Genomic DNA, 18,415 nt, shown 5'->3' on the forward strand with positions numbered 1-18,415 from the left:
GGCGACCCGCGCACATGATCGGATGCGGCTGAGCGACGGCCGGCTAGGCTGCGAATATGCCAGGAACGGTCGGGCGAGTCCCCACGCCAGCAATTCCGGCCCCCGGCGCATCCACCGGGCCCGGCCCCGCAGCCGTGCTCGCCCACGACTGGTCCGCCACCGCGCTCGGCCCGCCTGAGGGGTGGGACGCGGCGGTCCGGGCCGTGGTGGGGCTGATCCTCGCCTCGCCGATGCCGATGGCGCTGGCGTACGGCGACGACCTGGTCCTGCTCTACAACGACGGCTACGCCGAGTTGCTGGGGAGCAAGCATCCGACCGCCCTCGGTCGACCGGCCGCCGAGGTCCACGCCGACGTCTGGGAGCTGCCCGGCTTCGGTGACGCGATCGAGCGTGCCTACCGCGAGGGTGTGCCGTTCCTGGAGAAGGAGTCGACGCTCCCCCTGATCGGGGAGAGCGGCGGTGTCGAGCAGGTGGTCTTCACCCGCAGTCACTCGGCCGTACGCGACAGCGCGGGGCAGATCGTCGGAATCCTGACGGTGGCCGCCGAAACCACCCACGTCACCGAGCAGTTGCAGAGTCTCAGCGAGGTGGCCGCAGCGCTCGCCGGCACCCTCACCCTCGACGACGTGGCCCGGGTCGCGCTGCGCCACACCATCGGAATGTTCGACGCCGACCGGGTGGCGTTCGTGGTCGACGAGGGTGGCGGCGGCTGGCGGATGGTGCGTCGGGTGCGCGGCGAGTTGATGGACGAGGCCGACGAGCGGCTGCCTCCGCTGTGGCGGCGGGCGCCAGCCGACTGGAAGGGTCCCGTCGCGCTGGCCGCCCGGTCGGGCGAGGCCCTGTTCATCAGCGACGGCCAGCCGCTGCGCGAGACCGCCGTGGACCGGCATGACGAGAAGATCCGCTCGATGGCCACGCTCCCGCTGGGCACGTCGGTGGTCCGGGGCGGGCTGACGGTCGGCTACCACGGCGCACACTCCTGGTCGGCCGCCGAGCGGGCGCTGCTCGCCGCGGCGGCGGAGCTGATCGGCCAGGCCGCCGAGCGGGCGCGGCGGTTCGAGACCCAGCACGGCACCGCCCAGTTGCTGCAACGCAGCATGCTGCCCGAGCACCTGCCCGACCTGCCCCGGCTGCGGATCGCGGCCCGCTACGACCCCGGGGTGGACGGCAACGCTGCCGGCGGCGACTTCTACGACGCGTTCCTGCTGCCCACCGGCGCGCTCGGCGTGGTGTTGGGCGACGTCGCCGGGCACGACGTCCAGGCCGCAGCACGGATGGGGCAGGTGCGGGCGGCCCTGCGCGCGCTGGCCCTGGCCGATCCGGCGCCGGACGCGGTGCTGACCGGTCTGGACCGGTTGGTGACCAGCCTCGGCGCGGAGGCCGGCAGCCACGAGCTGTTCGTCACCGTGGCGTTCGGGGTCATCGACGCCGAGCGGCGGGAACTGACCCTGGCCAGCGCCGGTCATCCCGCTCCCCTGATCCGCCGGTGTGCGCCCGACGGCCGCACGCACGCCGAGTACGTGCAGGTGCCGGCCGCTCCCCCGCTGGGACTGGGCGGACGACCGACCACCGTCACCGTCGCATTCCCGCCCGGCGACACCCTGCTGCTGTTCAGCGACGGCGTGGTGGAGCGGCGCAGGCAGAGCTTGAGCGCCGGGATGGACGCCCTCGGCGACGCGGTGGCCAAGGCCGGCACCAGCGACCCCCGTGCCCTCTGCGCGGTGGCGACGGCGGCGGTGTCCGGTGGCACCGAGGACGACGTTGCGGTGCTGGCGGTCGAGCACGCCCTCAAGCCGAGCCGGTCGGCGGCGATGGAGATGCCGGCGGAGCCGACCGCGCCGAGCCGGGTCCGGCACTGGATGACCGGTCAGCTCACCGAGTGGCGGGTGCCCGAGTCGGTGATCGGCGCGGCGGTGCTGTGCACCAGCGAGCTGACGACCAACGCGTTGCTGCACGCCGGCACGGCCGCCCGGGTGGAGATCGATCTCAGCCCCGAACGCCTGCTGGTCTCGGTCGCCGATTCCGGCACGCGGGGCACCGTGACCCGGGCGCGTACCGACACGTTGAGCAGTCGCGGGCGTGGACTGGGTCTCATCGAGGAGCTGAGTGACGCCTGGGGCACCGACCCGTCGGTGCGCGGCTCGACGGTCTGGTTCGAGATCCTGGTCCCACCGGCCGAACCACACTGAGTCGTACCCACCGATCCGCGGGGCGAGTCAGCCGATCGCGCAAGGGGTAGGAGTACGGCCATGGCCAACGAACAACCCCAAGGGGTGCTCTTCGACGTCGACGGAACGCTTGTCGACACCACCTACCTGCACACGGTGAGCTGGTGGGAGGCGCTGCGCCAGGCGGACCGGCCGGTGCCGATGGCCACCGTGCACCGCTCGATCGGCATGGGTTCGGACAAGCTGCTGGATCACCTGCTCGGCCCGGAGCGTGACCGCGACGAGGATCCGAAGCTGCGCGAGGCGCACGACACCCTCTACACCGAGTACTGGGAACGGCTGACGCCGCTGCCTCGGGCGGCGGACCTGCTGCGCGCCTGCGCCGAGCGCGGGTTGCGGGTGGTGCTCGCCACCTCCGCCGCCGAGCATGAGGTCGGCGCGCTGCGCCGGGCACTGAACGCGGACGACGTGGTGGACACCGTCACGTCGTCGGCCGACGCCAAGGAGAGCAAGCCCGCGCCGGACATTCTCGAAGCGGCGCTCGATCAGTCGGGGCTGGCCGCCGAGCGGGTCGTCTACGTGGGCGACTCGGTGTGGGACGTCGCGGCGGCCGGCAAGCTCGACATCCCGTGCGTCGGGTTGACCTGCGGCGGCACGAGCCGCGGCGAACTCGCCGGCGCCGGCGCGGTGGCGGTGTACGACGACCCGGCGGCGCTGCTCGCCGAGCTGGCGGACTCCCCCCTCACCCGACCGAGGTGAGAACCACTCCGGTTCGTCCGGGTCGACGCGCTTAGCCACCAGTCTCGCGGGGCATGGTCTGTGGCCACCTGCCCGCACCGTGCGGGTGCGGCGAGAGGGTGGTGTCCGTGGAGCCGGTAGATGTGGCGTTCGCGTTGGTGGGCGTGGGCGCCCTGCTCGCGGGCATCCTGCCCCGGGTGTTGGAGCGCCGACCGTTGTCCATGCCGATCGCGTTCCTCGCCCTCGGCATGCTGGTCTTCCTCCTCCCGATCGGACTGCCCACACCGGACCCGCTGGCCCATCCCGAGCTGGCCACTCACCTGACCGAGATCGGGGTGATCGTCGCCCTGATGGGCGCCGGGTTGAAGATCGACCGACCGTTGAGCTGGGCCCGGTGGTCCTCCACCTGGCGACTGCTGGCCATCGCGATGCCGGTGTGCATCGCGGCGGTGGCGCTGCTCGGCTGGTGGTGGGCCGGTCTGGTGCCCGCGGCAGCATTGCTGCTGGCCGCCGCGCTGGCCCCGACCGACCCGGTGCTCGCCGCCGACGTGCAGGTCGGCGAACCGACGGATGTGGAGGACTCCGAGGACGAGGTCCGCTTCGCCCTGACCTCGGAGGCCGGCCTGAACGACGGGCTGGCGTTCCCGTTCGTCTACGCGGCCATCGCCATCGCCTCGACCAGCCTCGCCCCCCGCGCGTGGATGGCCGAGTGGTTCACCGTGGACGTGCTCTGGAAGGTCGGCGTCGGGGTGGGCGGCGGCCTGCTCATCGGCTGGCTGCTCGGCAAGCTGTTCTTCCGGGCGCCGAGCGAGTTGCGGCTGGCCCGGCACGCCGAGGGGTTCCTGGCGCTGGCCGCCACGTTCCTCGCCTACGGGCTGGTGGAGGTGGCCGGCGGGTACGGCTTCCTGGCGGTGTTCGTGGCCGCGCGGGCCATCCGGGCCGCCGAACGGACCCACGAGTTCCACTCGGTGCTGCACGACTTCGCCGAGCAGGTCGAGCGGCTGCTCACCCTGGTGTTGTTGCTGCTGCTCGGCGGCGCGATCGTGGGCGGCCTGCTCGCGCCGCTGACCTGGCCGGCGGCGGCCGTCGGGTTGGCGCTGGTCTTCCTGATCCGGCCGGCCGTCGGCTGGTTGTCGCTGCGCGGCGCGCCCGGTCGGCCGGCGGAGCACTGGGTGATCTCACTGTTCGGTATCCGTGGGGTGGGCTCGTTCTACTACCTGGCGTACGCCACCACGAAGACGGACTTCCCGCAGGCGGAGCTGCTGTGGGCCACGGTCGGGCTGGTGGTGCTCGTGTCCGTGGTGGTGCACGGCGTCGCGGCGACCCCGGTGATGCAGTTGCTGGACCGCGAGGGCGAACGCACCGAGGACCCGTCCGAGTCCGAGGCCCAGCCGGTGGCCGCCGCCGGGCATCCCTGAGCGCGCCGGGACTCCTCAGCCGAGGCGGGCGACGATCGCGCGACCGAGGTCCCGGCCGGAACGCCAGGCGCTCTGCACGCGGGGTGGGCCGAAGGCGTCGCCGGCCAGGCCGATCCCGTCCGCGTCGAGGTGGTGGGTGACGTCGGTGGGTTCGCCGGTCGGCTTGGCGTACGTCCAGCGGTGCACGTGCACGTCGGCGGCCTCGTCGGGCAGACCGAGCAGGTCCCGGACGGCCTGCTCGATCGCCGGCCCGGCGGCGCTGGGCTGGGCCAGGTGCCCGGCGGCGAACTCCGGCACGGTGTGCGCGACCAGCACCGGCGCGTCGTCGCCCCGCCGGTCGCCGTCGTCGCAGACGAGGCTGAGCACCGGATGGTCGTTGACGAACGCGCCACGGAAGGTCGGCCAGCGTCGGGACTCGAAGCGCAGCACCGCGGAGAGGGTCGGCGACCAGGTCTGCGCCTGCACGACGCGGGTGGCGTCGGCCAGGGCCGGGTCGAGCAGCAGGGCCGCCTGTGGTCCCGGCATGGCCAGGGCGACGGCGTCGTACGCCTTGCCGTCGACGGTCGGCCCGGGTTCGACCGCGAGCACCAACCGGTCGACGGTCACCGGCACCGGACGGGCCAGGTGTTCGACGAGCGAGCGCAGCCCGCGCGGGGCGGCGTACCGCAGCGGCCCGGGCACCTCGTGACGGCCGTTCGTGTCGTACGCCCAGAAGGTGTCGGTCCACTCGCGGACCAGGCCGGCGGCACGCCACTCGTCGACGACGGCGGCGAAGTCCGGGTCGCTGGCCGTGAAGTACGCGGCGCCGGTGTCGGCGGGGCGGCCGTCGAAGCGTTTGCTGGCCATCCGGCCGCCGCTGACGTGGCCGCGTTCGTGGACCCGCACCGGCACCCCGGCCCGGGTCAGCTCCACGGCGCACGCCACCCCGGCGATGCCCGACCCGACCACCAGCACGCCTGAGGAGTTCACGCTCATCCGATGATCGTAGGGGCATGAACCGGCGGCGATCGGGGTACTGGCACACCTGTTCGAAGAAAGGGTGATGAGGATGACGGACCGTAGCAACGAGCAGGCCGACCCGCGCGGCGCGATCAAGGACCCGGACGAGTGGGTCACCGGCGACGAGCCGCCCACGGCGGCCCAGGAGTCGTACCTGGCCACGCTGGCCCGGGAGGCGGACGCGACGCTCCCGGAAGATCTGACCAAGGCCGAGGCCTCCAAGCGGATCGACGAGCTCCAGGCCGAGACGGGCCGGGGCCAGTAGGCGCGCTGGTCAGCGACGCGGCAGGGTGTGCAGGCGTACGGACTCCAAGCTCCCCCGGGTCGTCTCGGCCTCGATGTAGGTGGCGTGTGGCTGAGAGCGGCGGTCGGTGGGCGACCCGGGGTTGAGCAGGCGCAGCCCGTTGGGGGCCACGGTGTCCCAGGGGATGTGCGAGTGACCGAAGACCAGCAGGTCGACGTCGGGGAAACGGGCCGCGCAGCGCTGTTCACGGCCGGTGCGCGGCCCCGTCTCGTGCACCACGGCGACCCGTAGCCCGTCGAGGTCCACGCGGGCCACCTCGGGCAGCCGGGCACGCAGCGCCGGCCCGTCGTTGTTGCCGTACACGCCGACGAGCCGTCGCGCGCGGGCGGTCATCGCGTCGAGCAGCGACTCGTCGACCCAGTCGCCGGCGTGCAGCACGACGTCCGCCGCCTCGACCGCCGTCCACAGCTGCTCCGGGAGGTCCCGGGCCCGCTTGGGGAGATGCGTGTCCGCCGTGAGCACCAGCCTCATGCCGGCATCATCCCCCGGGCGTGGGCGGTGTGCTCAGCGCGACGCCGGGGTGAAAAAGGCGGGCGGCATGCCCAGGCTGCGCAGCGCCGGGTCCTCTTCGACGTCGCTGAGCACACCGGCGGCGTTGATCAGACCGATATGCGAGAACGCCTGGGGAAAGTTGCCCAACTGCTCCCCGGTCAGCGGGTCGATCTGCTCGGCGAACAGTCCCAGATCGTTGAGTCGCGCGAGCAGCGTCTCGAACAACTCGCGCGCCCGGTCCCGTTCGCCGGCCAGCGCCAGGCAGCAGACCAGCCAGAACGAGCAGATGAGGAACCCGGCCGGGTCGCCGTCCCAGCGTCGCAGCAGGCCGTCGTGGGACAGCTTGTCCTCCACGGCACGGATCGTCGAGCGCATCCGCTCGTCGTCGGCCGGCAGGAACCCCACCAGGGGCATCACCAGCACCGACGCGTCCAGGTCGTCGGACTCGTAACTTCCGGTGTACGCCCCGACCCGCTCGCTCCATCCTCGTTCCAGCACTTCGGCACGGACCTCGTCGCGGGCGGCCGCCCAGCGGGCCACGTCCTGCGGCTCCCCCAGTCGGGCGCCGAAGCGGACCGCCCGGTCCAGCGCCGACCAGCAGTGCACCTTGGAGGACACGTGGTGGTGTTCGATCCCGCGCTCCTCCCACATCCCCGCGTCCGGCAGCGGCCAGTCTTGGGCCGCCTTGTCGGCGAGGGACCGCAGCAGGTGGTAGACGTCCGGCTCCAACGGTTCCAGCCGGTCGCGCATGAGCCAGGCCGCGTCCATCGCCTCGCCGAAGACGTCGGTCTGGCGCTGCCGCCACGCGTCGTTACCGATCATCACGGGCGGGCTGTCGCGGTAGCCGGCGAGCTGGTCGAGGCGGTGTTCGGTGAGGTCCCGCTCCCCCAGCACCCCGTACATGATGGGCACCGGCTCCTCGTCGATCCGGCCCATCGCCCGGCCGAGCCAGGTGAACTGCCGCTGCACCTCGTCGAAGCAGGCCGTCCGCCAGAGCGCCCGCAGGGTCAGGCTGAAGTCGCGCACCCAGACGTACCGGTAGTCGTAGTTCCGGTCCCCGCCGAGCTCCTCCGGCAGCGACGTCGTCACGGCGGCGACCACCGCGCCGCTGGGTCGGTACGTCATGCCCTGCACGATCAGCGCGCTGCGTCGGACATGTTCGGCGTAGATCCCGTGGTACTCGTGCCTGCGGACCCAGGAGCGCCACCCCTCGGCCGTGTCGGCGATGGTCCGGTCGGCGTCGGGCACCTGCGGCTGGGGCGAGTCGTAGGTCGGGGCGTACCCGAGGGTGAAGTTGTTGGTCGTGCCCGCGCGGACGGTGAACGTGCCGGCGGCCTCGCCGTCGCCGCAGGTCAGCGGCACGCTGCCGACCAGGGTGAGCCGGCTGGCCCCGCCGACCGCATCCAGGGCGCCGTCCTGCTCGACGAGGAACGGTGTGGTGCGGCCGTACTCGAACCGAGGTCGGTAGTGCACCCGCATCGGCACCTCGCCGGAGAGGCCCCGCACGCTGCGGACCAGCACCTGTGGCGAGCGGTAACCGATGTCGTGCTCGCGCGCGCCGGGTTCCAGGGCGAGCGCGTCGGTCAACTCCACCTCGCCTGCGGCGGTGCGGAAGACGGTCCGCAGGACCAGGGTGTTGTCGAGGTAGCTGCGTTCGACGGTGAAGTCGTCGGTCTCCGGCCGGATGGACCAGTGCCCGGCGTCCTCGCCGATCAGCCGCGCGAACACCGACGGGGCGTCGAACCGACCCGGGCACCACCAGTTCACCGACCCCGTGTGATCCACGAGAGCCGCGCTGCGGCCGTCCGCGAGGAGGCCGTGGTCGCTGATCTTTGCGGTCTGCACCTGGCTGCCTACCCGGGCCGTCCCCGCACATGCCTCCGGCAGCCGCGGCACCCACCCGCCGGCCCGGCGTTACCACTCGGCACTTGCGGGAAACCGGGCGGCTGACGAGGGAGGATGCTCATGACCTCAGCTCCGGAGCCGACCGCCGCCTGGCGGCCCGGCGCAACCAGTGGTGACGTGCTTCCGTCCGGTCCGGCAGGCCGCCCGTCGACACCGGGCGCGGACGGGCACGGGCCGGAAGGTGGCGCAGCCACCGTGACGATCGGCTCGTACCCGGACTATCCGTCCGCGCAGAAGGTGGTCGACTACCTGGCGGACAACCGCTTCCCGGTGGAGCACACCGCCATCGTCGGCACGAACCTGACGCTTGTCGAGACGGTGCTGGGACGGATGACGACGGGCCGCGCGGCCCTGCTCGGCGCCGGCACCGGCGCCTGGTTCGGGCTCTTCATCGGCCTGCTGTTCGGCATCTTCACCGTCGGCAACTGGCTGGCGGTGATCCTGGTCGGACTGGTCATCGGCGCGATCTGGGGCGCCGTGTTCGGCGCGGTCGCGCACGCCATGACCGGTGGGCAGCGCGACTTCACCTCGGCCAGTTCGCTCCGCGCCGGCCAGTACGCGGTGACTGTCGACGCGCAGCTAGCCGACCAGGCGAGGCAGCTCCTGGGCCGCATGCAGATGCCGGGCTCACGCCCGGCGGAAAACCGCTGAGCCACGGCACGCCGACGCCCCGCCGCCGATCTTGCACTTTCTGCGCTCCCAAATCGACGCAGAGCGGGCATATCAATGACCGAAAGTGCAAGATCGGCGGCACCGGGGCGAGGGCTCAGTACTGGGACTTCGCGACCTCGCGGCGGCAGACGAGGGCGAGACTCATGCCCTTGTCGACGTCGCCCGGGTCGTCGGGCGATCCCCGGTAGCCGTAGCTCGACCCGTCGGGTGACAGCTCGACGTCCACGCCCTTCGCCTTCAGGCACTTGACCACGGCGTACGTGAAGTCGCGGGCCTTCGGGTTGGCGGGGTCCTCCTCCCAGGGTGGGAGCGGGTTGAGGGGCTCGCACGCCTTGTTGGCGGCCTCCCGGGCGGCGTCGCCGAGTGGGGGCTTGCGCTTCTGCCGGATGGCGATGACGTCGAGCCCGTGCTGCTTGAGGCAGTCGTCGTAGGGCTTCATCTTGGCGGCCCGGTCCGCGTCGGTGTCGTCGAGGCGGAACCTCGGCGCCTCGACGGTCGGCGACGCGCTCCGCGACGGCGACGCGGCGGTCGCCGTCTGGAGCGTGGCGACGTCGGGCTGTCCTTCACCGGTCGTCGCGCCGCCGGAGCCGCAGGCGGCGGTCGCCGCCACGATGACGGCCGCGAACACCAGGAACGCCGTGCGCTGCCTCGCCATGCTGTGCCTCTTTCCCGTCGTGTGACCGATTCGGCCCTACCCTGGCGCAGGCATGTCAGGAAGCTGTCAGCTCGGTGTTCGTAACCGGTTCTCCTACTCGCGGGTCAGTCGTGGTACGCCAGTTCGCCGGCGCGCAACGGGACGTCGACCCGGTTCTCGGGCGGCGCGAGGGGGCAGGCCCAGCGGTCGTCGTACGCACAGCTCGGGTTGTAGAGGTAGTTCGCGTCCAGCCGGACCCGGTCACCGGGCAGCAGCTCGACGCCCCGGCCGAAGGTGCCCTTCACCGTGTCGGTGAGGTAGCGGCCCCCGCCGTACGTCTCCTGTCCGCAGGTGCCGTCGCGCAGCGGCACGAACAGTCCGCCCCCGTACGCCTCGATCCACCACAGCGTGAGCGGCCCCCACGACGTCTCGGCCACCGCCACCCGCCGGTACGTCACGACGCCGTCCGGGCCCCCGGTGTCGATGCTCAACTCACCGCTGGCTGGCCGTAGCGGCGCCTCGACCACCGCCTCCGGGTTGGGTGGGAAGTACCGCACGCCCCGAAAGGCGGGCCGTTCGTCGGGCGGGATGGGGCTCTGCGGGTGGGTGGCGAAAAGGTCGTCGCGGCCGGCGCGGAAGCCGACCAGGTCGACGTCGGACAGGTACAGCCGGGCCACCCGCTCGCGCCAGTCGGCCAGTTCGAGGTCGGTCAGCATGTCGGGGACTCCTCGTCGAGGGACAGCTCTCCGGGCTTCAGGGGCCGGCCGCACGCCTGGCAGCGGACCTCGGCGACGAACACCTCACCGCAGACGTCGTGGATAAAGTTGATGGTGGGCACCTCGGCATCGCTGTAGGTGTCGCCCCAGCGCTTGAGCACGAGGATGACCTGACCGAGGTCCCGACCCTTCTGGGTGAGTTCGTACCCCGCCACCTTGCCGTCCTCGGCGGGACGGGCCTGGAGGATTCCGGTTTCGGCCAGTTTCCGCAGCCGGGCGGCGAGGACGTCCCGGGGTGCGCCGACCGCTCGCAGGATCTCGGTATAACGCGACGCGCCGAAGGCGAGCGCTCGCACGATGTGCAGAGACCACCTGTCGTTGACCGCGTCGAGCGCCACCGCGAGAGTGTCCCGCTCTGGTTTGGAATTCAAACCGGGGGTGCTACGGTTCATCTGGTTGGACATTCAAACCACACTACCCGAGGAAGCACCCATGACGTCGCCATCCGATTCACCCACCAGGCGGGAAACGCCCGTCACCACCCAGCGTGCCGCCTGGCTCTCTCTGGTGATCACCGGGCTGATCATCGGCACGGCGTTCATCGCCGTCTACGTCGGGCTGCAACGTGATCCCACACCGAGCCGCCTGCCGATCGCGGTCGTCGGCGAGCAACTGGCCACCCGCGCCCACGGCGGGTTCGGCGACGCCGTCGCCGTCACGCAGGTGACCAGCGTCGACGACGGTGCCGCACTGGTCCACGACGGCGACGCCGTCGCGGTTCTCAGCGCGGCCTCGCCCGACAGCCTGCGCCTCGACTACGCCGGCGCGAGCGGGTTCAGCGAGAGCGGCGCCGCCCGGCAACTCGTCGCCGGTCTCGGCAAGCAGGCGGGCATGACGGTCCAGGAGAACGACATCGTCCCGTTGGCGAGCTACGACAGTCGCGGGCTGTCCGCCTTCTACGTGGTCTTCGGGGTCACCCTCTCGTCGTTCGTCCTCGCGCAGGGGCTCACCGCCGCCACCGCGAAGGTGCGCCTGCGCCACCGGCTCTACGCGATGGGCGGGTTCGCGGTCCTGATCGGCGTGGTGGCGGCCACGGTCGCCGGCCCGGTGTACGGCTCACTGACGGCGCCGTTCCCCCTGCTCGCCCTGTCGCTCATCCTGCTGTCGGCGGCCAGCGCCTTCACCACGAAGGCCCTCGGCGCCTGGCTCGGGCCGATCGGTATCGCGCTCGCCGTGCTCACCCTCACCACCATCGGCAACGCGACGAGCGGAGCGACGATCGGCGTCGACCTGCTGCCGGGCTGGGCGCAGGCGATCTCGGCGAAGCTCCCGCCGGGCGCGGCCGTCCGCGCGGTGAACAACTTCGGCTACTTCGGCGGCTCGCACACGCTGGTGCCGCTCGCGGTGCTCGCCGCCTGGTTCCTGGCGGGGCTCGGGTTCGTCCTGCTCCGACAGCGGACCGCACCGCGACGTCCGCTCGCCGCCGAGGCCGGCCGATGACCGCCCGGGTCAGCCCGTACCTCAGCTTCGCCGGCAACGCGCGGGACGCCATGCGGTTCTACCGGTCCGTCTTTGGGGGCAGTCTCCAGATCGCCACCTTCGGCGACCTGCACGGCCCCACCGCAGCGGCGGCCGACGACCTGATCGCGCACGCGACGCTCAAGGGCGAATCCGGGATCGTGCTGATGGGCTCGGACCGGACGCCGGGCGACGACGGGGCCGGCGGCACGTCGTCGATCACGCTGGGCGGTGATGACGAGACCGAACTCACCGGATACTGGGAGCGACTCAGCGAGGGCGGCGTCGTCACCGTCCCGTTCGCCGAATCGCAGTGGGGCGCCCGCTACGGCAGGTGCACCGACCGGTTCGGGACCGACTGGCTGGTGAACCTCACGCCACCTCCGGCGTCCTGACCAGGGCCGGAGTCGCGGCGAACGACGGCCGGGTGAAGCATGGACCGCCATGCTCGCCCGGCCGTCACCGTTGTGGCCAGTTGCTGAGAACAGCGTCGAGGGCATCGAGGGTACGGGCCCAGGAGTCGTCCGTCGGGCGCGGCGTGTGGCGGAAGCCGCCGGTCCGCTCCAGGCTCACGAAGCCGTGGAACGTGCTGTGCATCATCCGGACGGCATCGGTCTGGTCGGGCTCGGCGAGCCGGTAGCCGCGCAGGATCGCCCGGGTCATCTCCGCGTGTCGGACACCCGCGCTCGCGGCGGCGGTCTCGGGATCGAGGTCGATCTGCATGGCGGCGTAGCGGCCGGGATGCCGCGTCGCGTAGTCCCGGTACGCGTTGGCGAACGCGACCAGCGCGTCCTTGCCGGCCCGGCCGGCGAGCGCGTCGGAGACCTGGTCGGCCAGCTCGGCGAGCGCCAGCAGAGCGATCCGGACGCGCAGGTCGTGCGCGTTCTTGAGGTGGAAGTAGAGGCTCGCGTCCTTCACACCGAAGTGCCGCGCGAGGGCGGCGACGGTCACGTTCTCGACGCCCACCTCGTCGGCCAGGTCGGCCGCCACCTGGGTCAACCGCTCGACCGTCACGCCGGCACGTGCCACTCGCCACACCCCTCAACCTAGCCTTGTTAATCGCTTGCCTAATAGAGCTAGGCTACTACCTATGCTAGCCATCACCGAACCCGCCATCCGCGCCTCCTTCGTCAACTGCACGCAGGGCGAGGCGAAGCGGCTGGCCGTACCGGTCGACCTGGAGACGTACCCCTGGGACGACCTCGACTTCCTCGGCTGGCGGGACCCCGCCGCGCCGCAGCGGGCGTACCTGGTCGCCGAGACCGACGACGGCCCCATCGGGGTCGCGCTGCGGGTGGCGCCGCAGCAGACCGGGCGGGTACGACGCAGCATGTGCTCCTTCTGCCTGACCACCCACACCGGCGACGGCGTCTCGCTGATGACCGCGCGCAAGGCCGGCCGCGAGGGCCGGCAGGGCAACTCCGTGGGCGCGTACGTCTGCTCCGACCTGGCCTGTTCCCTCTATGTGCGGGGCAGGAAGGACGCCGGGCGGCGGATCGAGGAGACCCTCACCCTGACCGAGAAGATCGACCGCACCAGCGGCCACCTGGCCGCGTTCCTCCGCCGGGTCACCGAGTAATCGGCGGCTGCTCAGCCAGGCTCTTACCACGGGAGAGACCGGCGTCGGCGTAGCCGTGCCGGCGGTAGAAGCGCACCGCACCGACGTTGCGGTGGTGGATGCCAGCCGACAGATACGTGACCCCCCGGTCGCTTGCCCACCGTTCGGCCGCCGCCAGCAACGCTGATCCCACCCCGAGCCCTCTGGCCTCGGGCAGCACCACCGTGTGGACCTGGGCCGACGGTTCAGGACGCAGGATCTGATGGTCGGGCGGGTCGGAATACCGCAGCACTTCGACCATCCCGGCCACCTGACCGTCGTGGCCCTCAGCGACGAGGACACCATCCCGCCCGGCCTCGTCGGCCACCATGGCCGCGAAGTGGCGCACTACCGCGTCACGCGGCGGAACGCGGTAGGTGGCGGCGTCGAGAGCAACGTGGGCCTCAGCGTTGGCCAGGCGCAACTCCACCAGTGACGCAACATCCGCCAAGCTCGCTGGCCGAACCGTTGGCCGGGTCTCCTGCACCATCCCGATCCTAGGGTCGAGGCAGCCACTTGGCAGCCCGGCCATGATCGCCAGGACAGGGCCTCGGCCGACGCCACGCGTGTGATCGCTCTGTCGAGCCGTCTGAGATATGGGCCTAGCGGTCGGTGGACAGGCGGGCGTGCAGGTGCTCGTCGTAGCGGCGGCCGTCGCCGTACCGGTACGACTCGCGTAGCGTCCCCTCGGCGGGGTAGCCGGCCCGGTCGGCGACCCGGCAGGACGCCGGGTTGGCGACGGCGTGACACAGCTCGATCCGGTGCAGCCGGAGGTCGTCGAACGCCCACGCGGTGAGCCGGGCGACGGCCCGCGTCGCGACACCGCGCCCGCGCGCCGCCGGCATCGTCCAGTAACCGATCGAGGCGTCGCCGTGCCGGATGTGGTGCAGCGACACCGAGCCGAGCAGTTCGCCGTCAGCGGCGTCGGCCACCGCCAGCGAGGCGTGGTCACCGGCCGACCAGTCGGCCCGGCGACGTACCCAGAGCAGGGCGACCTGGTCGTCGACCGGGCCGTCGCCCTGCGGGTTCCACTGGGCGATGGCCGGGTCGCGCAGGGCGTTGAGCACCGCCGGGGCGTCCGCGTCCTTCCAGGGGCGCAGCAGCAGGTCGTCGGCGGTGAGCTCCACGTGTTCCACGAGGCCGGAGTCTGACACACTCCGCGCCGGTCCGGCCGCCGGATTACTCAGAGGCTCCTTCAAAGCTGTACGAAGTGATCCCGCAACCAGACAGGCGTGACGCAGGCAAACCTGAACCCCACTAGTTGAATTTTTAACTAGTGCTAGTGTCGTGGTCGTGACCGAGAGCCTGGACAGCACCCGAGCGGCCTCCTGGCGCGCCTACATCGAGGCCAGCCAGCGCCTGTTCACCCAGATGGAAGACGACCTACGGGCCGACAGTGACCTCAGCTTCGCCGACTACCACGTGCTGGTTCTGCTCTCCGAAGCGCCGGGGCAACGGCTGCGAATGGGCGAACTTGCCGGCCGTCTGGTCTTCTCCCCCAGCCGCCTCACGTACCAGATCTCCTCGATGCAGCGGCGCGGCCTGGTCAGCAAGGAGCCCTGCCCGGACGATCGGCGCGGCAGCGAAGCCGTACTGACCGCCGCCGGGCTGCTCACCCTGACGGAGGCCGCACCCCACCACCTGGCGTCGGTGCGTACCCATCTGATGGACGACCTCGACGACGCCGAGGTCGCCTGCCTCACCCGGATCTTCGACCGGCTCGGCCGCCGCCTGCGGGCGGCCGAGACCACGTCGAACACCCACGCCACACGCTAAGGAGCCCTGCGATGCCTGCGATCACCGTTGACAACGTCCTCGTTCTGCCCCGCCTGCCCAAGCTTCACAAGGCCACCACGATCCGCAAGGTCCGCAAGGTGACCACCGCGCCCAGCGGCTTCGAGGGCGAGGGCTTTCCGGTCCGCCGGGCCTTCGCCGGGGTGTCGACGACCGACCTGGACCCGTTCATCCACCTCGACCAGATGGGTGAGGTCGACTACGCGCCGGGTGAGCCGAAGGGCACCCCGTGGCACCCGCACCGCGGCTTCGAGACCGTCACGTACATCATCGACGGCGTCTTCGACCACCAGGACTCGCAGGGCGGCGGCGGCACCATCACCGACGGCGATACCCAGTGGATGACGGCCGGCAGTGGCCTGCTGCACATCGAGGCGCCGCCGGAGCACCTGGTGACGAGCGGCGGCCTCTTCCACGGCACGCAGCTCTGGGTCAACCTGCCGCGCAAGGCCAAGATGAACCCGCCCCAGTACCAGGACATCCGGGGCCGGGAGTCCGCGCTGCTCACCACCGAGGACGGCGGCGCGCTCGTCCGGGTCATCGCCGGTGAGATCGCCGGGCACAAGGGGCCGGGCTCCACGTTCACGCCGATCACCATCAGCCACGTCACCGTCCAGCCCGGCGCGCAGGTCGACCTGCCCTGGAAGCCCAACTTCAACGCCCTGGTGTACGTCCTCGGCGGGCGCGGCACCGTCGGCGCCGAGCGCCGGCCGGTCCACACCGGCCAGCTCGCGGTGCACGGTCCGGGCAACGCGCTGCGCTTCAGCGCGGACGCCACGCAGGACAGCAACACCCCGGCGCTCGACCTGTACATCATGGGCGGTCAGCCCATCCGCGAGCCGGTGGCGCAGTACGGGCCGTTCGTCATGAACACCCGCGACGAGCTGCTCCAGGCGTTCGAGGACTTCAAGGCCGGCCGACTCGGCGTCATCCCCACCGAGCGCATCCCGCACACCGACGGCATGCGCCGACGTCCCTGACCCGGACACTGCGAAGGCCCCCGGAGCGATTCGGGGGCCTCTTGCGTAGTACGGGTCAGGCCGTCTCGTGGGCCTTCGCCATGTCAACGAAGCCCTGCCACTGCGCCGGCCCGAAGGTGAGTGTCCCGCCGTCACGGTCCTTCGTGTCGCGAACAAGGACGACACCGGGGAGGTTGTCGGCGACCTCGACGCAGTCGCCGCCGTTGTTGCCGCTCTTGGTGCTCTTGCGCCACCGTGCGCCGGTCATGTCCATGATGCTGCCGCTTCCCTGATGGGGTCCAGGGTTTGCGCTCGCGATAGGGCCTCGCCGCGAACACGCTCCCATCGTCGTTCGAGCGTAACAATGTCCGGCGTCTGATCGACGATCTGCGCGGCCGCCTGGCTGTCCACGTGCGCCACTCGCCCCCCGTCCGGCATGTCGGCGATGGTGAATGGGCCGCCGAGGCCCGGGTACATGCCGGCCGAAATCGGCACCGCGTAGAGCTGCACTGCTGGCATTGCCGACCATTCGACAAGTCGGTTCAACTGCTCGGCCATCATGGCCCGGTTGCCACCGGAGGTGCGCCGAAACACCGACTCGTCGACAACGGCGATGAGCAGTGGTGGCCGATCTCGTCGCAGGATCGCCTGTCGGCCGATGCGAGCCGAGACCAGGTCATCGACCTCGGCCGGGGTCAGATCTTCGCCCGCCAACGTGGCGCGGGCATACGCCTCCGTCTGTAGCAGGCCGGGCACCCATGCGAGCTGGTAGCTGCGCAGCGACAGGGCTTCGCGCTCAAGGTCCGCCCAAAGACGGAACCAGGAAGGCTCGCGACGTTTCAGAACGTCCGGCCAAAGGTCCCCCTCCTCATGCCCAAGCAAGGCTGCGACTTTGGCCCGATGACGGGTCTGCGGGACGCGCCCCGGGTTCGCCCACTTGGCTGCGGTCTTGGGGTCAACACCGATCTGAGCTGCAAGGCTGTCTGCCGTCTCGCCAGCGGCCGACATGGCCTCGATGACTGCGTGGTTCATCCGATAACTCCTTGGTACGTCCCAGGCGTCCACAGAAGATAGTGCAACGCTGTGTATTCGTGAGGCAACAGGCGGCAAGGTGGCAACAGATGGCGCGGCCGGTAGGGACCCGAACCCGGCGGACGCGTTCGTACCGGGGCCGCCCCTGACCGGCGAGCACTCACGGGGCGGCCCCTTCCCACGACGACAGCGCAAAGGAGGCACTGTGCGCTTCACGTTCTGGCGCAGCGAGGCCATCCCGACGGTGGGCCACCTGATCCGGGCACAGCGGACGAACGGGGGTCGGTCGTGATCTCCGCGCAGGTTCCCGGACCCGAGCGCGGGCCGGTCGCGGACCGTCCGCGCCGGTACGGCCAGGCCCCGCCGCACACGCCGCTACGCCCCCACTGGGCCTGCCGCGCCGACGGGCAGCCGTGGCCCTGCGCGACCGCACGCCTCATGCTGAAAGCCGAGTACGAGAGCAAGATGCCGAGCCTGTCGATCTACCTGGCCGGGCTGCTGTACGACGCGATGCGGGACCTGTACCACCTCAACCCACACGACGGGCCGAGCCCGCGAGCCCTGTACGACCGGTTCGTGGGATGGGGACCGTTCCGCAGACCGATCGTCGAGCCTACGACCGTGGGCTTGACCCGTTTTGACGGACAGGGTCGATGTGTTGATCTTATTCAGGCTGCTTGGTTTGTCGGTAGCCGGTGCAGGTAGGTGGCCTCGAACGCGGCAGGGCTGAGGTAGCCGAGGGTGGAGTGTCGGCGGCGGGTGTTGTACCAGCCTTCGATGTACTCGAATATGGCCTGGCGGGCGGCGCTGTGGGTGGGCCAGGGCTGGCGGTGTAGTAGTTCGGTTTTGATGGTGGCGAAGAACGATTCGGCGACCGCGTTGTCCCAGCACTGCCCGCGTCGGCCGACGGATAGGCGGATGCCGTGGGCGGCGGCGAGGCGGGCGTGTTGGTCGCTGGTGTATTGACAGCCGCGGTCGGAGTGGAACACCAGTCCGGACGGCGGGCGGCGCCGCTCGAGGGCATCGGTGAGGGCGGCGTCGATCAGGTCGGTGCGGAGGTGCTCGGCGACGGCCCAGCCCACGACCCGGCGCGAGGCCAGGTCGATGACGGTGGCCAGATACAGCCAGCCTTGCCAGGTGTTGATGTAGGTGATGTCGCCGCACCAGCGGGTGTCGATCGCGTCCGGGTCGGTGTCGAAGTCACGGTTGACCAGGTCAGGTCGTCTGCCGGCGTTCGGGTCAGGCACGGTGGTCGTTCGCCATCGGCGTGGACTCTTGCCGGCCAGCCCGGCGCAACGCATCAGCCGGGCGACGCGTTTACGGCCGTGTCGCAGCCCGGCGTCGGCGAGGTCGGCGTGGACCCGCGGTGCTCCGTAGGTGCCTTTCGACATCGCGTGCACCTGCGTGATCTTCGCGGTGATCTGCGCGTCGACACGCTGCCGTTGGGACTGGACGCCGCTTTGCTGCTG

The 18,415-nt window shown here is 71.3% G+C and carries 22 protein-coding genes and 1 pseudogene; 11 read left to right on the forward strand and 12 right to left on the reverse strand.

Annotated elements, in window-relative coordinates; all coding sequences use genetic code 11:
- Window positions 1-56 precede the first annotated feature (56 nt).
- The 3 genes from ACLQ25_RS20595 (at window position 57) to ACLQ25_RS20605 (ending at window position 4,324) form a co-directional block, all read left to right on the forward strand.
- Window positions 57-2,189, forward strand: coding sequence for a SpoIIE family protein phosphatase (locus ACLQ25_RS20595; RefSeq protein WP_425732429.1), 2,133 nt, complete (start codon window positions 57-59; stop codon window positions 2,187-2,189).
- Window positions 2,190-2,249: 60 nt separating this feature from the next.
- A complete protein-coding gene (locus tag ACLQ25_RS20600; RefSeq protein ID WP_425732430.1) occupies window positions 2,250-2,927 on the forward strand; it encodes an HAD family hydrolase in 678 nt (225 codons plus the stop codon).
- A 107-nt stretch (window positions 2,928-3,034) separates the two neighbouring features.
- Entirely contained in the window at window positions 3,035-4,324 is a 1,290-nt protein-coding gene (locus ACLQ25_RS20605) for a cation:proton antiporter (protein WP_425732431.1), read from the forward strand.
- Between the two features lie 15 nt (window positions 4,325-4,339).
- Here ACLQ25_RS20605 and ACLQ25_RS20610 read toward each other — a convergent pair whose 3' ends face one another.
- Window positions 4,340-5,278, reverse strand: coding sequence for an NAD(P)/FAD-dependent oxidoreductase (locus ACLQ25_RS20610; RefSeq protein ID WP_425732454.1), 939 nt, complete (start codon window positions 5,276-5,278; stop codon window positions 4,340-4,342).
- Between the two features lie 94 nt (window positions 5,279-5,372).
- Between ACLQ25_RS20610 and ACLQ25_RS20615 the strand changes: the two genes are divergently transcribed.
- Window positions 5,373-5,588, forward strand: a complete 216-nt coding sequence (locus tag ACLQ25_RS20615; protein ID WP_425732432.1) for a DUF3072 domain-containing protein — start codon at window positions 5,373-5,375, stop codon at window positions 5,586-5,588.
- Between the two features lie 9 nt (window positions 5,589-5,597).
- Here the strand turns inward: ACLQ25_RS20615 and ACLQ25_RS20620 are convergent, their stop codons facing one another.
- Together ACLQ25_RS20620 and ACLQ25_RS20625 are read right to left on the reverse strand one after the other, a co-directional pair.
- A complete protein-coding gene (locus ACLQ25_RS20620) occupies window positions 5,598-6,098 on the reverse strand; it encodes a metallophosphoesterase family protein (RefSeq protein ID WP_425732433.1) in 501 nt (166 codons plus the stop codon).
- A 33-nt stretch (window positions 6,099-6,131) separates the two neighbouring features.
- Entirely contained in the window at window positions 6,132-7,964 is a 1,833-nt protein-coding gene (locus ACLQ25_RS20625) for a glycoside hydrolase family 15 protein (protein WP_425732434.1), read from the reverse strand.
- Between the two features lie 120 nt (window positions 7,965-8,084).
- Here ACLQ25_RS20625 and ACLQ25_RS20630 point away from each other — a divergent pair, with 120 nt between their 5' ends.
- The gene (locus ACLQ25_RS20630) at window positions 8,085-8,675 is read left to right on the forward strand and encodes a general stress protein (RefSeq protein ID WP_425732435.1); all 591 of its coding nucleotides are present in this window, start codon (window positions 8,085-8,087) and stop codon (window positions 8,673-8,675) included.
- Window positions 8,676-8,790: 115 nt separating this feature from the next.
- Here ACLQ25_RS20630 and ACLQ25_RS20635 read toward each other — a convergent pair whose 3' ends face one another.
- From ACLQ25_RS20635 to ACLQ25_RS20645, 3 genes are all read right to left on the reverse strand, one after another.
- Window positions 8,791-9,351, reverse strand: coding sequence for a hypothetical protein (locus ACLQ25_RS20635; protein ID WP_425732436.1), 561 nt, complete (start codon window positions 9,349-9,351; stop codon window positions 8,791-8,793).
- Between the two features lie 104 nt (window positions 9,352-9,455).
- Window positions 9,456-10,043 (reverse strand): DUF1684 domain-containing protein, encoded by a 588-nt coding sequence (locus ACLQ25_RS20640; RefSeq protein WP_425732455.1) that lies wholly within the window; start codon window positions 10,041-10,043, stop codon window positions 9,456-9,458.
- Window positions 10,040-10,510, reverse strand: coding sequence for a winged helix-turn-helix transcriptional regulator (locus ACLQ25_RS20645; RefSeq protein WP_425732437.1), 471 nt, complete (start codon window positions 10,508-10,510; stop codon window positions 10,040-10,042). Before ACLQ25_RS20645 ends, ACLQ25_RS20640 begins: the two co-directional genes overlap by 4 nt.
- A 28-nt stretch (window positions 10,511-10,538) precedes the next feature.
- On the opposite strand from ACLQ25_RS20645, the gene ACLQ25_RS20650 reads away from it, so the two are divergent.
- Window positions 10,539-11,546 carry a hypothetical protein gene (locus ACLQ25_RS20650; RefSeq protein ID WP_425732438.1) on the forward strand — a complete coding sequence of 336 codons (1,008 nt, stop codon included), beginning with the start codon at window positions 10,539-10,541 and terminating at the stop codon, window positions 11,544-11,546.
- Window positions 11,543-11,959, forward strand: coding sequence for a VOC family protein (locus ACLQ25_RS20655; RefSeq protein WP_425732439.1), 417 nt, complete (start codon window positions 11,543-11,545; stop codon window positions 11,957-11,959). Before ACLQ25_RS20650 ends, ACLQ25_RS20655 begins: the two co-directional genes overlap by 4 nt.
- Before the next feature lie 64 nt (window positions 11,960-12,023).
- Here ACLQ25_RS20655 and ACLQ25_RS20660 read toward each other — a convergent pair whose 3' ends face one another.
- Entirely contained in the window at window positions 12,024-12,593 is a 570-nt protein-coding gene (locus tag ACLQ25_RS20660) for a TetR/AcrR family transcriptional regulator (protein WP_425732440.1), read from the reverse strand.
- Between the two features lie 61 nt (window positions 12,594-12,654).
- On the opposite strand from ACLQ25_RS20660, the gene ACLQ25_RS20665 reads away from it, so the two are divergent.
- On the forward strand, window positions 12,655-13,143 hold the full coding sequence (locus ACLQ25_RS20665; RefSeq protein WP_425732441.1) for an FBP domain-containing protein: 489 nt from the start codon (window positions 12,655-12,657) through the stop codon (window positions 13,141-13,143).
- Here the strand turns inward: ACLQ25_RS20665 and ACLQ25_RS20670 are convergent.
- Both ACLQ25_RS20670 and ACLQ25_RS20675 read right to left on the reverse strand, forming a co-directional pair.
- On the reverse strand, window positions 13,133-13,648 hold the full coding sequence (locus ACLQ25_RS20670) for a GNAT family N-acetyltransferase (RefSeq protein WP_425732442.1): 516 nt from the start codon (window positions 13,646-13,648) through the stop codon (window positions 13,133-13,135). The two genes, ACLQ25_RS20665 and ACLQ25_RS20670, sit on opposite strands and share 11 nt — an antisense overlap.
- 115 nt (window positions 13,649-13,763) lie before the next feature.
- On the reverse strand, window positions 13,764-14,297 hold the full coding sequence (locus tag ACLQ25_RS20675) for a GNAT family N-acetyltransferase (protein ID WP_425732443.1): 534 nt from the start codon (window positions 14,295-14,297) through the stop codon (window positions 13,764-13,766).
- A 157-nt stretch (window positions 14,298-14,454) separates the two neighbouring features.
- Between ACLQ25_RS20675 and ACLQ25_RS20680 the strand changes: the two genes are divergently transcribed.
- Together ACLQ25_RS20680 and ACLQ25_RS20685 are read left to right on the forward strand one after the other, a co-directional pair.
- Window positions 14,455-14,937 carry a MarR family winged helix-turn-helix transcriptional regulator gene (locus ACLQ25_RS20680; protein ID WP_425732444.1) on the forward strand — a complete coding sequence of 161 codons (483 nt, stop codon included), beginning with the start codon at window positions 14,455-14,457 and terminating at the stop codon, window positions 14,935-14,937.
- A gap of 11 nt (window positions 14,938-14,948) precedes the next feature.
- Window positions 14,949-15,935 carry a pirin family protein gene (locus tag ACLQ25_RS20685; RefSeq protein ID WP_425732445.1) on the forward strand — a complete coding sequence of 329 codons (987 nt, stop codon included), beginning with the start codon at window positions 14,949-14,951 and terminating at the stop codon, window positions 15,933-15,935.
- Between the two features lie 55 nt (window positions 15,936-15,990).
- Here ACLQ25_RS20685 and ACLQ25_RS20690 read toward each other — a convergent pair whose 3' ends face one another.
- Together ACLQ25_RS20690 and ACLQ25_RS20695 are read right to left on the reverse strand one after the other, a co-directional pair.
- Complete coding sequence (locus tag ACLQ25_RS20690; protein ID WP_425732446.1) at window positions 15,991-16,182, reverse strand: DUF397 domain-containing protein; 192 nt, start codon at window positions 16,180-16,182, stop codon at window positions 15,991-15,993.
- Entirely contained in the window at window positions 16,179-16,946 is a 768-nt protein-coding gene (locus tag ACLQ25_RS20695) for a DUF5753 domain-containing protein (protein ID WP_425732447.1), read from the reverse strand. The genes ACLQ25_RS20690 and ACLQ25_RS20695 overlap by 4 nt, the downstream gene beginning before the upstream one ends.
- Before the next feature lie 288 nt (window positions 16,947-17,234).
- Here ACLQ25_RS20695 and ACLQ25_RS20700 point away from each other — a divergent pair.
- Window positions 17,235-17,546 (forward strand): annotated as a pseudogene (locus tag ACLQ25_RS20700) (hypothetical protein); the annotation flags it as partial.
- A 68-nt stretch (window positions 17,547-17,614) separates the two neighbouring features.
- On the opposite strand, the gene ACLQ25_RS20705 reads toward ACLQ25_RS20700, so the two are convergent.
- Window positions 17,615-18,415 (reverse strand): IS3 family transposase (locus ACLQ25_RS20705; protein ID WP_425732448.1); only part of this gene is annotated, 801 nt, incomplete at its 5' end.

Source organism: Micromonospora sp. DT44 (assembly GCF_049841635.1).
In the GTDB taxonomy this organism is placed as follows: Bacteria; Actinomycetota; Actinomycetes; order Mycobacteriales; family Micromonosporaceae; genus Micromonospora.